We start from the raw sequence: 14,831 nt of genomic DNA on the forward strand, positions 1-14,831 counted from the left end.
TTGTTAATATTCAACATTATTTTTAGTGCCCACTCTGTCATTATTAGGTTGATTATGTCGATAACACAGTTTAGATGTTCGATAAATAACGCGAGGCAAGCTGTTATTGCTACATTTATTGCTTTAGCACTGGTGATATTGAGTGTCGTTGCTATTGCAACGCCGATAACATATGACTTGGTATGGGATTCACTTTTTGATGTCGCGATGGAACAGAATGAACAACAAGCATTGAAGTTTGAGGCATTGGCTGATACGAGTATTAATCAAGGTATCACGCCTGAAGATGTGGTGAAGGAGTTTCAAGTTATTTTTCAAGGGAGCCGTTATGATCCGAGTAACTATGTTTGTTTAGTTGATGAACATGGTGAGGTGATTGCCCACCCAGAAATTACTCATGTAGGCAGTATTATCGACATCAGCTATCAACGTAAAGAACAAGCATTATCCACACTACTGTTATCGTACGTGAATGTTTCGCTAACGAGTCCTGAACTGGACAATGATTTTAGCGCAGATAACTTGCCTTCACGAAGTGTGGTTAAGTACACCGAAAATAATAATATGGACGCCATTTATCAATACCCGTTACATGATCTTGGTGCTACATTGTGGATCCATATTGATGTTGCGCTACTAGATAAAAAAACAGAAAAAGTGATGATGGCAATTGGTGCAGTGATCATTCCAGCGTTATTAATTATTATCGCGATTGGTACGTTTGCGGTGAGAATTGTAGAACGTTCATTTGAATCTAAATTAGAAAAGCAAGCGCATACCGATGGACTAACAGGGCTAGCCAATCGACGTTACTTTGATGTACAACTCGAAAAAGAATGGAAACGTGCGTTACGAAAAGGTGGTTCATTATCGCTGGCGATGCTCGATATTGATTACTTTAAATTGTATAACGATAATTATGGTCACCAAGCGGGTGATGAGGCCATTAAAAAAGTGGCCGATTGTTTAAAAATGAAAGTGCAACGGGCTTCTGACACTGTTGCTCGTTATGGCGGTGAAGAGTTTGCTATTATAATGGTGGACTGCACTGAGCAAGAGGCTGTCTTGTTTATGGAAAGGTTAATCACTTCGATTGAGGAATTGCATATCGTACATGCTTACTCAAGTTGCTCAAGTTATGTCACTTTCAGTATGGGCGTTGCGACCTTAAAAGCAGCTGATGATGTTGATTACTCTACGCTATTACGTTTAGCTGATAACGCGCTTTATCGCAGTAAGGCGAAAGGGCGTAATAATTTATGCAGTTAATTGTGTTATTACGCAGGATATAGACAATTCATGAATCTAGAATACAGGCTCGCTACCGAGCAAGATTATGATTTTACGTTTAACTTAAAAAAATCTGCAGAATATGGGCCGATTAAAGCTATTTTTGGTTGGGACGAAGCATTACAGCAACACATGCACGGACAGGAGTGGGCGGCAGGTAAACCTATGCTGATCTGTATTGATGGTATCGCTGTTGGCAGTTATAAGATTGAAATAAATGCTGACCATATTCATTTTTGTCGTTTTTTCTTATTACCTGAGCATCAGGGTAAAGGCATTGGTAGCAAGGTATTAAAACAGCTAATTATATTTGCCAAAGAGAAACAATTACCTTGTAAGTTAAGTCATTTACAAGGTAATCGAGTCGGTGAGTTATATGCGCGTTTTGGATTTGTTATTGACGGCAGTGATAGCCAGTTTGTTTATATGTCTCGCCACTAGATAACCCGTTTAGATTATTCCCCACACCGTTATAGATGGATTTATAAAATGATGAAAACCAATGTACTTGCCTATCATTTGGCGTATAGCTTAGCGATGACGTTGCCAATGGTAAGTGTTGCTGCACAGAATAACGTGACTGGTCTACAATCAGTATTTACTAATATAAATGTACCAAGAGCGTTTAGTGGCGTGGCGGTTATAGCAAAAGGTAATGACATTACTTTTAGTTATACGTCTGCATCTCAGTCTGCAAGTTCAGACTTAGCAGCGCCCGCATTTACATTACAAACACCCTTTGTAACCGCATCATTAAGTAAGCAAATGACTGCGGCATTAGTCATGCGAGAAGTCGACCAAGGGCGTGTCGATTTAGATGCGCCAATTACTCAGTACCTTCAATACCTAAAAGGGAAGTGGAATGCGGTTATAACGGTTAGGCAATTACTGAATCATTTATCCGGCATTGTGGCGATGGATAAACCACTTAAAACGGTCCCTGGTGACGTGTTTGCCTATTCAAATACCGGTTATAACCTGTTAGGTGAATTAGTTGCTACGACATCAGGAAAGGACTATGAAACGTTAACGTTAGACATGTTTGCATACTGTGGTATGGACAATACCAACCCATCAAGTAATACCCATAATGCGCTGCGTTATCATGAAAAATCACCGGGTGAGCTGGTGGCTATTACTAAGGACCTGCCTGCTAGTTCAGCGCCAAGTGCCGGAATCATCTCTACCGCCGAAGATTTGGTGGCATGGAATCAGTGTTTGCATAATAGCGATCTGATATCAGCTAAATCACATGTACAGATGGTCACTAAAGCGGCGACCAGAAAACATCGTTGGGGTGAGTTAGGTTATGGTTTTGGTCTGCAATTATCTGACAACACAGCGGTGCAAGAATGGAGTCACAGCGGCTATGTTCTCGGTTATATTTCGACATTAAGTTATTATCCAAAATCAGATACCAGCATGATCCTACTGGAAAATATATCTTGGTATCCGAAAGACATGACTCGGGTATTTTATTATCATGATCAATTGCGTAATCAGTTATTAAAACAACTGATTGATGAGTAGAGCTGTATTCTATAAGTATTTTATTCAGTTGTAATGCGAGTGATGACTGCCTCTGCCGCTTCTAGCGCACCTTCTATATAACCGCCGTGTTCTTCTGCGGCTTCAGTTCCCGCAAAGTACCAAGCTTGTTGATAAACAGGTGCTAGCGCTGATTGAATATCACGTAAACCATACTGCGGGTGGCCATTCGGTGCATTTTTATCTGCATCCGTTGCTGTCATGGATTCCTGGCTCCAGTCGATTAACTTCACATCAATCGGTTGGGCAGCTTGTTCACCATAAATTCGTACCAGCTGTTTTACTGCTAACGATTTTATTAACTCATTGCCTGCTGATCGGCGAGTATGTGCATCAACACCGACAAAACCAAACAATGCACCTGTACCATCAAAGGTACTAGCATCGTGTATTTCTGCTAATGGACCCAATTGGCTACTGGCCGAACCGGACAAACCGGTTTTACGCCAGAACGGTGTTTTGTAGATGGCAAAAAACTTGGCATGTGCTGCCATCCATGTCGCTGTCGATGCAAACTTCCTCTGTACTTTTATCGGTAAAGCAGGTGTAAATGTAATGCTATTCTCAAGTAAGCGTAACGGCATTGCAAAGATAACCTGACGCGTTTGTATCGTTTGCGTTGCACCGTCTATGTCGGCTGTAACGATAGAATGACTATCTTGTTTTTCAGCATTGTGTTCGACGTGAGATACCTTCGCGTTACAGATAAGTTGTTCTTTGGTTAGCTTCGCCTTGATACCATTAACAACCGTTTGCATACCACCAGCCACACGCATTGATTGCGGTGAACCAGCGTAACCCGATTCATAACGTAGCGGTGGTTTGTTCTCGTGTTTATCAAACAAGAACGCGCCTTTATCATGCTGTGGGAATACCGATAAATGCAGATCATCAATCAATTGGGTAATACGTGGGTGCATGTCAGGCCAAAACCAAGAAGGGCCCATATCAAACTTGTCTTCAGTATATATTCGACCACCGAATCGCGCTCGACCTTCGAGTAAAATATACTCTTTACCAAGCTGTTCTAATAAATAAGCGGTATATAAACCGCTTAGTCCACCGCCAATAATGACAAATTCTGTTTTCATATTTTTAAGTATCCAAGTTATCTTAATAAGTGCAGGTTAGAGGCGCTTCTTATAATCGATAGCTGTGATGACCTGTTTTGATCCAAACTGTGCAATCATCTGAAGTTGTGGTGACCTCTAACGCTGTACCAACAGGTAAACGCAGCCAATCAAACTTGCGATAAATGTCCCCTTGATGACCAAATTCACCGTTTACGACAAGCACTTCAATGCCACCAGTATTTTCTAGGGTGATACTTGAGTCATGTGCCCAGCGTTCTAAACGTACCATTTCTTGTTTGAATGTGTGTAGCGCTTGGTATTGCACTGCCGCGCGGTTTTCATCTTGGGTAAAAGCTTGATTCGCGGTATTGATTTCCACATTTTGATCGTCACCGTCTTGAAATTGACCGAGCTTAACAATGATCATGCAGCCGTCTTTGACTATCGGCGCATGCTCTGTACCGACTGGGTTTCGCTTATAGGTACCAACAGGATAGTCACCGTGTTCATCGGCGAACACCCCTTTTAACACCAAAAATTCTTCGCCGCCAGTATGTACATGGTTAGTGAAATAACTGTCTGCATCATAGGTAACTAGTGTTGTTGGCATCGCTGCAAATTCAGCTCCGTCACGCTCTAACATTTTACGTGATACACCTTTAAGCGGAGAGGGTACCCAAGTTGATTGATTAAATAATACTTTCGCTGGTTGGGTTAGATCGCTATTAATGTTCATATCGTCATTCCACAGATAAGAGTGTCTTTATGTTGTAATGATGGATTTATTCTTTGCATATGACAAAGCACTACTTCTATACTGACGATATAGTTTTTCTTTAATGGTTGATTGAAGGGAGGTTGCGCTATAAATGAAAAATATAGCCCATTTAAATGCAGTTCGAGCCTTTGAAGCGTCAGCAAGGCATCTTAGTTTTTCTTTGGCGGCAAAAGAACTCAATGTCACCCCTGCCGCAATCGGTCAGCAAGTGCGTTTATTGGAAGAGTGGCTAGGTGTCAGTTTGTTTATTCGTGCCACTAGCGGCATTTCACGTTTAACATTGACCGAACAAGCGAAGGTAGCACTGCCGGAAATTAGTCTCGGGTTAGAGCATATTTCTCAGGGTTTAGCGTTATTGCAAAAACCGATTATCAATAATGCCATCACAGTGTCGGTGAGCCCTGCGTTTGCAGCAAAATGGTTGTTAACACACATTGATGATTTCCAGCTAAAGTATCCTGATTATGACCTTCGTTTAAATACCAATTCTCGCTCTGTCGATTACTTTGCTGAGGACATAGATATTGGTGTGCGTTATGGCAAAGGCAATTGGCCGGGCTTGTCACAAATATTGCTGATGGATGAGGATATATTTCCGGTGTGCTCCCCCGATCTGGTTGAACAAGGCTTGACGTTACCGAGCGACTTAGCTAATTATCCGTTAATACACGATCATTCTATGCCGATCAGTTCGGGGTTTCCGACTTGGTCTAGTTGGTTAAGTGAACAGGGTATTGATAATGTTGAAGCTACTAAAGGATTAAAAATCAACAACTCGGCATCGGTGTTCCAAGCCGCTGTGGCTGGGCAGGGTGTAGCACTAGGCCGTAGTGTATTAGTCAAAGATGATCTTGCTTGTGGGCGATTAGTGAAGCCATTCCCAGTACTGAATAGTAGTACCGAATTGGCTTATTATATTGTCTGGCGACCTGAACATGATGGGGTAGAAAAAGTTCAGGCCTTTAAAAGCTGGCTATTAGATACGGCTGCCGTGATACAGCGTTACCGCTGATAGCAATCAGCACAGGTTAAAGTCCGGTTGGCGTTTTTCCATAAAAGCGCTAACCGCTTCACGGCATTCTGGTCGAGTGACTAAATATGCCAGACTTTTATTTTCATATTCAACGATATCTAATAGTTGCTGTCGAGATCCTCTCATCAACATAGCTTTACTGGTGCGCATGGCTATTGGTGCCAATTTTGCAAGTGTGATGGCTCTTTGCATTGCCGCATCATCTGGTGAGTCACATACTTCATTTGCAAACCCTAAAGTAACCGCTTCATTTGCCTGCATAGGGTCACCTGCTAATAACATAGCACGCGCTTTACGCACGCCGATTTGTTGCGCTAATAATTGACTAGAGCCGAGTTCCGGGCATAACCCCATCGCCACAAATGGTGTTTGAAATATTGCCGTTGGAGATAAATAGAGGAAGTCTACAAACTGTAACATGGTGGTGCCGATCCCCATTGCAGAGCCATTAACTGCTGCAACGATTGGTTTATCACAGTTGATTAATGCGCGCATAAAACGGGCGCCATATTGATCCGCTTGACCTTGCGACATGGCTTGAAAATCTTGCATATCATTGCCCGCGCAAAAAATATCGACCGAGCCCTTAATCATCACGACATGAATGGCATCATCCTGTTGTGCCGTTTCTAATCCTTGAGCGAGTAATAAGTACATGGCCTGATTTAAAGCATTACGTGCCTTAGGGCGATTTATTGTTAGCGTTAAAATATTATCCTGCACAACTGAAGTAATGAAATTTGCCATGTTATAAACCTTAAGTTAGAGCTGGGTATTTGCATAATGCCCATTAAGTTTTAACTCTAACATAACTTAAATTGCTGGATAATATCATTATTGATATGTGTTTTTCCTAACCGTGATGATGATTAACTCTGTGAACTCAAGCATCAATTATGTTGTTAATGTATACCTTAGATCACAAATGTATGCGATAGGCAGTTAGCCGCTGCGTTATAATGGGCTGCCATTTATGTCGGTTCCAATAAGCACTTGGTCATCGGGATTATCCGTTGTTTCATCTGCTATCCAAGGGGCAAGGCAATCACGGTCTTCGACACAAGGATCTGTAAGGCTATTGAGAAAATCCACCAATTGATTAACTTCCTCATTATTTAAGTTCATATTTGGTAATCGTGATGTTCCATTTTGGCGCTCTTGCTCTAGTTTAGCTAATGCAAGTTCGCCATTAGCTTCAACGTTTGGATATAAGCTTGTACAGTTTGCGACATTATTGAATTGTGCTAATTGACACCACTCATTGTTATTAACATAATCATCAATACTGCGGATTGGGTTGATATGATGGCGCAGTACTCTTTCTAATGAATCAAATGTACCAGCGTGGCCATAAGGCGATGTTACAGCAACGTTTAATAAGCTTGGTGTTCGGAAGTTATATCTGTCCTGAGCATTACCGGTTACGCGCTCACGACCAAAATCATCATCGCCATTACTGCCATCACCTTTACCTATGCCGATTTGTGGAAAGGCAATAATATTATGGCGTTCGTCACTTAACAGCGGACCACTATGGCATGCTGAGCAGCCTGCACCATTGTCTTTAGGTGTATTAAAGAATAACAACGCACCTTGTTTTTGCTGTTCTGTTAACGCGGTAACATCACCATCGAGATAAATACGCCATGGTGAGTTGATAAACACCATAGATCGTTCATATTCACCCATGGCTTTGCCGATGTTTGCGAAGGTGACAAGTTCCTCAGTATCGGCATTACTATTGAATGCCGTTTGGAATTCGATTAGCCATTGATTACGGGTTAATTCACCTGCGCCTTCGTCATAATCGCCCAGACGCGCGGCAAGGTGATGACGAATAACATCTCTGCTACTGCCATTTTCAAAATCTGCCGTTTTCATTTCGTGATTTGACGTAATGGGAAATCGAGTTTGTGCAACAACCAAATTAGATCCAGCATTGTTATCTGTTACGCCAAAGCCGCTGTCTGGTGTACTAATGCCCGATGCCGCACCATTTTGGTCAATTTCTTTCCCTAAACTCTCGACGCGAGAATCCCAGAATAAACTGCCGTCCCATAACGCGATATTAAATATGGTAGGACTATTGCGTGGCACAAAGGGTATACCTTCACTATTGTTACGTCCTTGACCAAGCACTTGTGTATTTATTGATTCGACCCCAATAGGGAGGCTTAATTCGTCTGCACCACCAAGTGTGGGGTGATGACAGCTAGCACAGGCGCTATCAAAATTACCGCCGAGGCTTTGACTAAAGAATAATTTTTTACCTAAATTAGCAAGCGGGGAGTCAATCGAAGGAATATCACGGTTTGCAGTCGCTGAGCGGTCAAGATTTTTTTCGGTGATGAGTGCTTGTAGCAATATGTCTAATTCAGTTGGCGGTGCACTGTCGCCATCGGAGTCACCAGCAAAATCCCAAGAATTGCGGTGACATCCTGATAATGTCAATACAAGAGATAGCATCAACATCAGCGCTAATGATTCTTTTATCTTAAATATCATATCAGACTCCATTCACTTGTAATTTGTTTTTGTAATTACTTAGTCTAATTAATGAGTATGGAAGAACAATGCGATAAATAAGAAATAAATGTCTAAAATAATGCTAATTTGTAAAATTTATGCCATTTAAAGGTATAACTTAGTTATATATGAAACTGTTAATTACCTTTTTTATATTCACTTATCTAGATAACCAGACTATGGTTTGAGCATGGTTATGTATTTTTGTGTGTTAATTACGACAGTTTTCAAGGCGGTAGTTACTATGCTAAGACACTATTATGTATCTGATGATCTTGATGAATTAGAGATTGTTGAAAAGGAGCTAGAAGCAGAAGGATTTACTGAACCTCAAATCCATGTATTAAGTCTTGATGATTGCCATGTTGAGCAGCACCATTTACATGAAGTTGAATCATTACTTAAGCAAGATGTTATTCGGGGAGGAGAAATAGGCGCCGGCGTTGGTGTCATTGTGGCTATGCTGGCGTTAGGACTGCCCTATATGATGGGGTGGACTGATGGTGCGGCAGGTTGGTTACCCTTTATATTTTTGTCTATGTTGAGTTTTGGATTTTGTATTTGGGAAGGCGGCTTTATTGGTTTTCAGAAGCCGAATGTACACTTTGTTCGCTTTCAAGAACTACTGATAAAAGGCAACCACATTTTATTTGTCGATGTGGATCCGGTACAAGAGCATAATTTTGGCATGATAATGAAGTCACACCCCGATGTTGAACCTATTTGTTGTGGGTCTGGAGCACCGCATTGGGTTGTTAGCTGTCAGGATGCCTATAATCGCGTGGTGAATGGCGCTCCTTAAACGAGTGCTTTTATTATCGGTCGAAGCAATTCAACATTTTTGAACTAAGCTTAGTTAATTGTACTAGCTTCATATCCTTGCTTGGTTTTATGTTTTGTAAAACTGACAGTTTTCGATGGTTAAATAACGGTTAAATTATGGTCATTGCGGTAGTGATTCTGTTACTGGTTATTAGCTCTTTGCTTTTTCATTTTTTAAGTCCATGGTGGTTTACGCCTATCGCCTCAAATTGGACTGCGATCGATCAAACTATCAATATTACCTTCTGGGTCACGGGTACAGTCTTTGTTGCCGTGAACCTGTTTCTCGCTTACGTGGTGTATCGGTACCGTTACAACAAAAATAGAAAAGCAGAATACGATCCTGAAAACCGAAAATTAGAAGGTTGGTTAACGGTATTAACCTCGATTGGTATTATCGCCATGCTAACACCCGGGTTGTTTGTTTGGGCTGACTTTGTCAATGTGCCAGCAGATGCCAATGAGGTCGAAGTGGTTGGTCAGCAATGGCATTGGAGTTTTCGCTTGCCCGGCGAGGATGGCCAACTGGGTCGTACGGCCATTGCGTTAATTAATCAGAATAATCCGTTTGGTATCGACCCCGACGATCCACATGGTCAAGATGATGTATTGATCAATAGTAATGTATTACACCTGCCTATCGAACGTCCGGTTAAAGTGTTGTTACGATCTAAAGACGTGTTACACAATTTCACCGTTCCTCAATTTAGAGTGAAAATGGACTTGGTGCCAGGCACGCAATCTTACCTCTGGTTTACACCTACTTTACTTGGTCGTTACGAGATCCTATGCCTTGAATTATGTGGCATTGCCCACTATACAATGCGTGGACATGTTGTTGTTGAATCTGAAGGTGATTATAAAATATGGCTTAATCAACAGCCAACATTTAAGCAAAGTCTTGCGCGTATTAGTCGTGATATTACCGCGGGTCAACAAAGCTATACCACATGTATCGCCTGCCATGGCGTTAATGGTGAGGGGAATAAAGCCATCGGTGCGCCAGTATTAGCGGGTCAGGAAAGTGATTACCTTAATCGGCAGTTACATTATTTCCGAAACAACATTCGCGGTGGTAGTGATGATGATATTTATGGTCGTCAAATGTTACCGTTTGCCGCGATGTTAGCGGACGACGCTGCGGTGGCTAATATCAGTCTTTACCTTCATTCATTGCCCGCGGTGACAGTTACCCAGCCAACTGAACGTCGCGGTAATGTGTCGGTTGGGCGAGAGATTTATAAAAATTGTGCCGTTTGTCATGGTGAGTCTGCTCAAGGACATTATGCCCAAAAAGCGCCTAAGTTAGCAGGACAATATACCGGCTACCTCAAACGTCAATTAGAGAACTATCAACAAGGTATTCGCGGTAAACACCCACAAGATATGTATGGTCCTCAGATGATCCTGATGTCTAAATTACTGCAAGACGATCACGCTATCGACGATGTGCTCGCGTATATCGCGACATTGCAGCCAGTTCAATAGGGCTTGTTTTCATCGGACTTGTTTTCATAAGAGTTGTTCAATAAGGTTTGGTAGGAGGTTTGAGTGAAAGAAATACAGCCTATAGCAGACGATCACCAACCATCGAGCTTCTTTGCTAAGTATGTGTGGAGTCTGGATCATAAAGTGATTGCTATTCAGTATTCGATCACGGCTATTTTTGTGGGTCTGATCGCTTTAGTATTATCAGCGCTAATGCGCTTACAACTCGGCTTTCCAGATCATTTCTCTTTTATTGACCCAAGCTCTTATCTGCAATATGTCACGATGCACGGCATTATTATGGTGATCTATTTACTTACCGCTTTATTACTTGGTGGCTTTGGTAATTACCTTATTCCATTGATGATTGGCGCACGGGACATGGTTTTTCCTTATCTTAACATGCTGAGTTTTTGGACTTATTTAGTATCGGTTATCGTGCTAATTTCCAGTTTTTTTGTTACCGGTGGGCCGACAGGTGCAGGGTGGACCTTGTATCCTCCACAGGCTATTTTGCAAGGTACGCCGGGGGCTGATAACGGTATATTGTTGATGTTATTATCGCTGGCTATTTTCATTGTCGCTTTTACCATGGGCGGGCTTAATTATGTCACCACGATATTGCAAGCGCGTACTCGTGGCATGACCCTGATGAGAATGCCGCTGACATTGTGGGGAATATTCATTGCCACTATTTTAGGGTTGTTGGCGTTTCCCGCATTGCTGGTCAGCGCTATCATGATGTTGTTTGATAAATTACTGGGTACCAGCTTCTTCATGCCGGCGATCTTATCCTTAGGTGAAAACTTAGACTACACCGGCGGCAGTCCCATCTTATTTCAACATCTATTTTGGTTTTTTGGTCATCCCGAGGTATACATTGTCGCTTTGCCCGCATTCGGCATGGTATCGGATGTGATCGCGACTCACGCTCGTAAAAATATTTTTGGCTATCGGATGATGGTATGGGCGATCGTTGCGATCGGTGGGCTTAGTTTTGTGGTGTGGGCGCATCATATGTATGTCAGTGGTATGAACCCTTATTTTGGTTTCTTCTTTGCGACCACCACCTTGATCATTGCGGTGCCGACTGCATTGAAAGTCTATAATTGGCTGCTAACGCTGTGGCGTGGCAATATTCATTTTACGGTGCCAATGTTCTTCGCCATTGGTTTTATTTTTACCTTTACGCACGGCGGTCTAACGGGCTTGTTCTTGGGTAATGTGGTGGTTGATTTACCGTTGTCGGACACCTTCTTTGTGGTTGCCCATTTTCATATGGTGATGGGAGTGTCGCCTATCATGGTGCTGTTTGCCGCGATCTATCATTGGTTCCCGTTAGTCACGGGGCGCATGCTGCATACGGGACTGGGTAAATTGCATTTCTGGGTTACCTTTCTCGGTACCTATGCGATTTATTTACCGATGCACTATCTTGGTTTTCTTGGTGTGCCGCGCCGTTATTTTGCGTTGGGTGATACTGCTTTCATTCCCGATTCAACACAAACACTCAATGCCGGTATTACTGTCGCGGCCTTGATTGTTGGTGTAGGTCAGCTGATCTTTATTTTCAATCTGATTTGGAGTGTTCGTCACGGTAAAGTATCCGTAGCTAATCCTTGGCAAGCGACGTCGTTGGAATGGCAGACACCGCAATGTCCACCTGTACATGGTAATTGGGGAGATAACGTGCCTGTCGTTTACCGGTGGGCTTATGATTACAGTGTGCCTGGGCACAAAACAGATTTTACCCCACAAAATAAAACGGATGCAGAGAGTTTATTAACAGATAAGGGGGGGCAGTGATAATGAGCATTATTCGCCAATTACTCAGTAAGCCTTGGTTGTCAGACGATGCTGATATTACCGGATCGTATAATCAGACACGGTGCTTAAGAGTGGTTCAGACTCAATCAACTAAAACAGCGCTGGTTTTCTTTTTGATGGTGGTGACCGTTGTCTTTTTCTTGATTTCAATCACCTTCTTATCACGCTCACAGTATCCCGATTTTACGGCGTTAGCGGGCCCGCCTTGGCTACCCTTTAGCAATCCCGTTACCCTTTGGGTAAATAGCGCGTTTTTATTACTCGCGTCCATTTCCATCCGCTTTGCAGCGACCACTAAGCCGATTAACGAGAACGTGGGTCATACACCTATGGTGTTGGCGTTATGCCTGACCGGATTGTTTAGTTGTTTGTTTTTAATCGGGCAATTATTGGTGTGGCAGCAGCTTACTGCATCGGGTTTTGCGGTAAATGGAAATCCAGCCAACAGTTATTTCTATTTGTTTACCGGTATTCATGGATTACATTTGGCTGGTGGTTTTATTGCATTAATTCGGGTTGTGGTTACCTTTGTTAAACATACTGATAGTGAACGATTGACGGCCAACTTACGCTTATGTGTTTGGTATTGGCATTATTTGTTTATTGTGTGGATGTTGTTGTTTGCATTGTTAACGGCAACACCAGATACCTACAAAACGATTGCATTGCTTTGTGGTTTTTAGGAGACGCTCATGAATAATAACAGCCACAATGATGATGACAAGAAAGGCTGGCAAAGCGCAGTAGCTGATTGGTCTAATGATCGCACCGTGTTTGATATGCCTTGGCCTAAGTTTATGATGTGGGTATTTTTACTCAGTGACACGTTCATTTTTGGCATTTTTCTAACCGCTTATATGAGCGTGCGAATGAGTACGGTCGATGTGTGGCCTAATTCGAGTGAAGTATTTGCGTTAACGATTGCGGGGGAGCATGTGCCCTTAGTGTTGATTGCGATTATGACGTTCATTCTTATTACCAGTAGCGGCACGATGGCGATGGCCGTTAATTTTGCCTATCAAGGCGATAAAGGCAAAGCCAGTTATCTGATATTTATTACCGCTTTATTCGGGATTTCTTTTGTTGGTATGCAAGCTTTTGAATGGAGCAAGTTGATCTTTGAAGAAGGGGTTCGGCCATGGAGTAACCCATTAGGCGCAGCACAATTTGGTGCCACCTTTTTTATGATCACTGGATTTCACGGTTTGCATGTGAGTATTGGCGTTATCTATTTGCTCGTCACTGCCAAACGTGTACGTGCGGGTGATTATGAAAATAAAGGTTATCAAGCGGTTGAAATATCGGGACTATATTGGCATTTTGTTGATTTGGTGTGGGTATTTATTTTTGCTTTTTTCTATCTTTGGTGAGGTGTGATCATGAAGTCCACACAAACACATAAAATTGGTCAAGTGCATCCCATTAGCCTTTATCTTAAAGCATGGTTATTGTTATTTACCTTAAGCGCTTGTTCTTATATGGTGGATTACTTGCAGGTTCAAGGCTATTTACGCTGGGCGCTTATCTTGATGTTCATGCTCATGAAAGCGGGGCTGATTTTAACTGTATTTATGCATCTAAAATGGGAACGATTTGCAGTGAAGCTACTGTTATTCATTCCCCCTATTGCGATATTGATATTTATTACCTTAATGAATATAGAAGCCAGTTATGTGTTTATAAATCGGTGTTTATTAATCGAAAGTTGCGAATGGAGTCTCCTTAATTGACCTTGAAGAAAACCGTTAATAAATTTTTATATATCGGCTTGGGCTTAAGCATCATAGTCATTTTTTTTATTGTGCTGAGGATCTTGTTTGGGTTATATCAATCTCAACCCGTAGCGAAAATTAAGGGGGTTGCCTTGAGTGACGCGATGCCGATTGCTGACTTTGTATTAGAAGATCAGCATGGCCAGACTTTTACTCAAGCTGACTTGTTAGGTAAGTGGCATATCGTTGCTGTTGGTTATACACATTGCGGCGATATTTGTCCGATGACGTTATTGGCGCTGAGTCAATTTCAGCGTTATTTAGCACAAAGCGAATTTGAGGATGATGTCGATATTATCTTTTATACTGTAGATCCTCGGCGGGATACAGCTCAAGTCTTGACTGACTATCTGGCATTTTTTTCCCCCGAGATAATAGGGCTAAGGCAAATTGAGGGGCTTACTTATTTAGGTTTTGTAAATAGCTTAAACATTATTGCTATTTATGAGTATGGAGCTACTAATGATAATTATAGCGTTAGCCACAGTGTCGATTTTATGGTGATTAACCCGGAAGGGCAATTACAAGCCATACTCGAACCTGAAACCAATCATTTCGGTGAAGCAACATTATCATCGAAACTCTTGTTTGAAGACTTCAAGCAAATACGCCAGCATTATGATGATGCTAAAGGCAGCTGACCTATCTGTACAAACTCGAGTTAAATATTGATT

General features: G+C 42.1%; 15 protein-coding genes. 11 read left to right on the forward strand and 4 right to left on the reverse strand.

The window, feature by feature from the left end; all coding sequences use genetic code 11:
• The first annotated feature begins 54 nt into the window (after positions 1 to 54).
• From HRT96_RS19430 to HRT96_RS19440, 3 genes are read left to right on the forward strand one after another with little or no spacing between them, the layout of a single operon-like run.
• Positions 55 to 1,269 carry a diguanylate cyclase gene (locus HRT96_RS19430; protein WP_293159934.1) on the forward strand — a complete coding sequence of 405 codons (1,215 nt, stop codon included), beginning with the start codon at positions 55 to 57 and terminating at the stop codon, positions 1,267 to 1,269.
• 30 nt (positions 1,270 to 1,299) lie between these two features.
• Positions 1,300 to 1,731, forward strand: coding sequence for a GNAT family N-acetyltransferase (locus HRT96_RS19435; protein ID WP_293159936.1), 432 nt, complete (start codon positions 1,300 to 1,302; stop codon positions 1,729 to 1,731).
• A 48-nt stretch (positions 1,732 to 1,779) separates the two neighbouring features.
• Entirely contained in the window at positions 1,780 to 2,820 is a 1,041-nt protein-coding gene (locus HRT96_RS19440; RefSeq protein WP_293159938.1) for a serine hydrolase, read from the forward strand.
• A gap of 20 nt (positions 2,821 to 2,840) precedes the next feature.
• Here the strand turns inward: HRT96_RS19440 and HRT96_RS19445 are convergent, their stop codons facing one another.
• On the reverse strand, positions 2,841 to 3,929 hold the full coding sequence (locus HRT96_RS19445) for an FAD-dependent oxidoreductase (RefSeq protein ID WP_293159940.1): 1,089 nt from the start codon (positions 3,927 to 3,929) through the stop codon (positions 2,841 to 2,843).
• Between the two features lie 49 nt (positions 3,930 to 3,978).
• On the reverse strand, positions 3,979 to 4,647 hold the full coding sequence (locus HRT96_RS19450; protein WP_293159942.1) for a cupin domain-containing protein: 669 nt from the start codon (positions 4,645 to 4,647) through the stop codon (positions 3,979 to 3,981).
• A 133-nt stretch (positions 4,648 to 4,780) separates the two neighbouring features.
• Between HRT96_RS19450 and gcvA the strand changes: the two genes are divergently transcribed.
• Entirely contained in the window at positions 4,781 to 5,701 is a 921-nt protein-coding gene (gcvA, locus tag HRT96_RS19455) for a transcriptional regulator GcvA (RefSeq protein WP_293159944.1), read from the forward strand.
• A 6-nt stretch (positions 5,702 to 5,707) separates the two neighbouring features.
• On the opposite strand, the gene HRT96_RS19460 is transcribed toward gcvA, so the two are convergent.
• Both HRT96_RS19460 and HRT96_RS19465 read right to left on the reverse strand, forming a co-directional pair.
• Positions 5,708 to 6,469 (reverse strand): enoyl-CoA hydratase-related protein, encoded by a 762-nt coding sequence (locus HRT96_RS19460; protein ID WP_293159946.1) that lies wholly within the window; start codon positions 6,467 to 6,469, stop codon positions 5,708 to 5,710.
• 207 nt (positions 6,470 to 6,676) lie between these two features.
• Entirely contained in the window at positions 6,677 to 8,227 is a 1,551-nt protein-coding gene (locus HRT96_RS19465) for a cytochrome c peroxidase (RefSeq protein ID WP_293159948.1), read from the reverse strand.
• A 265-nt stretch (positions 8,228 to 8,492) separates the two neighbouring features.
• On the opposite strand from HRT96_RS19465, the gene HRT96_RS19470 reads away from it, so the two are divergent.
• The 7 genes from HRT96_RS19470 (at position 8,493) to HRT96_RS19500 (ending at position 14,798) form a co-directional block, all read left to right on the forward strand.
• A complete protein-coding gene (locus tag HRT96_RS19470; RefSeq protein ID WP_293159950.1) occupies positions 8,493 to 9,050 on the forward strand; it encodes an NAD/FAD-utilizing enzyme in 558 nt (185 codons plus the stop codon).
• A gap of 137 nt (positions 9,051 to 9,187) precedes the next feature.
• Positions 9,188 to 10,558, forward strand: coding sequence for a c-type cytochrome (locus HRT96_RS19475; RefSeq protein ID WP_293159952.1), 1,371 nt, complete (start codon positions 9,188 to 9,190; stop codon positions 10,556 to 10,558).
• A gap of 63 nt (positions 10,559 to 10,621) precedes the next feature.
• A complete protein-coding gene (locus HRT96_RS19480; protein WP_293159954.1) occupies positions 10,622 to 12,364 on the forward strand; it encodes a cbb3-type cytochrome c oxidase subunit I in 1,743 nt (580 codons plus the stop codon).
• 2 nt (positions 12,365 to 12,366) lie between these two features.
• Positions 12,367 to 13,068 (forward strand): cytochrome c oxidase subunit 3, encoded by a 702-nt coding sequence (locus HRT96_RS19485; protein ID WP_293159956.1) that lies wholly within the window; start codon positions 12,367 to 12,369, stop codon positions 13,066 to 13,068.
• A 9-nt stretch (positions 13,069 to 13,077) separates the two neighbouring features.
• Complete coding sequence (locus HRT96_RS19490; RefSeq protein WP_293159958.1) at positions 13,078 to 13,755, forward strand: heme-copper oxidase subunit III family protein; 678 nt, start codon at positions 13,078 to 13,080, stop codon at positions 13,753 to 13,755.
• 9 nt (positions 13,756 to 13,764) lie between these two features.
• On the forward strand, positions 13,765 to 14,115 hold the full coding sequence (locus HRT96_RS19495; RefSeq protein WP_293159960.1) for a cytochrome C oxidase subunit IV family protein: 351 nt from the start codon (positions 13,765 to 13,767) through the stop codon (positions 14,113 to 14,115).
• On the forward strand, positions 14,112 to 14,798 hold the full coding sequence (locus HRT96_RS19500; protein ID WP_293159962.1) for an SCO family protein: 687 nt from the start codon (positions 14,112 to 14,114) through the stop codon (positions 14,796 to 14,798). The genes HRT96_RS19495 and HRT96_RS19500 overlap by 4 nt, the downstream gene beginning before the upstream one ends.
• Positions 14,799 to 14,831 lie beyond the last annotated feature (33 nt).

Origin of the sequence: Moritella sp. (assembly GCF_013215705.1) — a bacterium.
Classification (GTDB): Bacteria; Pseudomonadota; Gammaproteobacteria; order Enterobacterales; family Moritellaceae; genus Moritella.

Coding starts and splice junctions, on each gene's coding strand:
- HRT96_RS19430 (WP_293159934.1), top strand. CDS start 55: ATGTCGATAACACAGTTTAGATGTTCGATAAATAACGCGAGGCAAGCT.
- HRT96_RS19435 (WP_293159936.1), top strand. CDS start 1,300: ATGAATCTAGAATACAGGCTCGCTACCGAGCAAGATTATGATTTTACG.
- HRT96_RS19440 (WP_293159938.1), top strand. CDS start 1,780: ATGATGAAAACCAATGTACTTGCCTATCATTTGGCGTATAGCTTAGCG.
- HRT96_RS19445 (WP_293159940.1), bottom strand. CDS start 3,929: ATGAAAACAGAATTTGTCATTATTGGCGGTGGACTAAGCGGTTTATAT.
- HRT96_RS19450 (WP_293159942.1), bottom strand. CDS start 4,647: ATGAACATTAATAGCGATCTAACCCAACCAGCGAAAGTATTATTTAAT.
- gcvA (WP_293159944.1), top strand. CDS start 4,781: ATGAAAAATATAGCCCATTTAAATGCAGTTCGAGCCTTTGAAGCGTCA.
- HRT96_RS19460 (WP_293159946.1), bottom strand. CDS start 6,469: ATGGCAAATTTCATTACTTCAGTTGTGCAGGATAATATTTTAACGCTA.
- HRT96_RS19465 (WP_293159948.1), bottom strand. CDS start 8,227: ATGATATTTAAGATAAAAGAATCATTAGCGCTGATGTTGATGCTATCT.
- HRT96_RS19470 (WP_293159950.1), top strand. CDS start 8,493: ATGCTAAGACACTATTATGTATCTGATGATCTTGATGAATTAGAGATT.
- HRT96_RS19475 (WP_293159952.1), top strand. CDS start 9,188: ATGGTCATTGCGGTAGTGATTCTGTTACTGGTTATTAGCTCTTTGCTT.
- HRT96_RS19485 (WP_293159956.1), top strand. CDS start 12,367: ATGAGCATTATTCGCCAATTACTCAGTAAGCCTTGGTTGTCAGACGAT.
- HRT96_RS19490 (WP_293159958.1), top strand. CDS start 13,078: ATGAATAATAACAGCCACAATGATGATGACAAGAAAGGCTGGCAAAGC.
- HRT96_RS19495 (WP_293159960.1), top strand. CDS start 13,765: ATGAAGTCCACACAAACACATAAAATTGGTCAAGTGCATCCCATTAGC.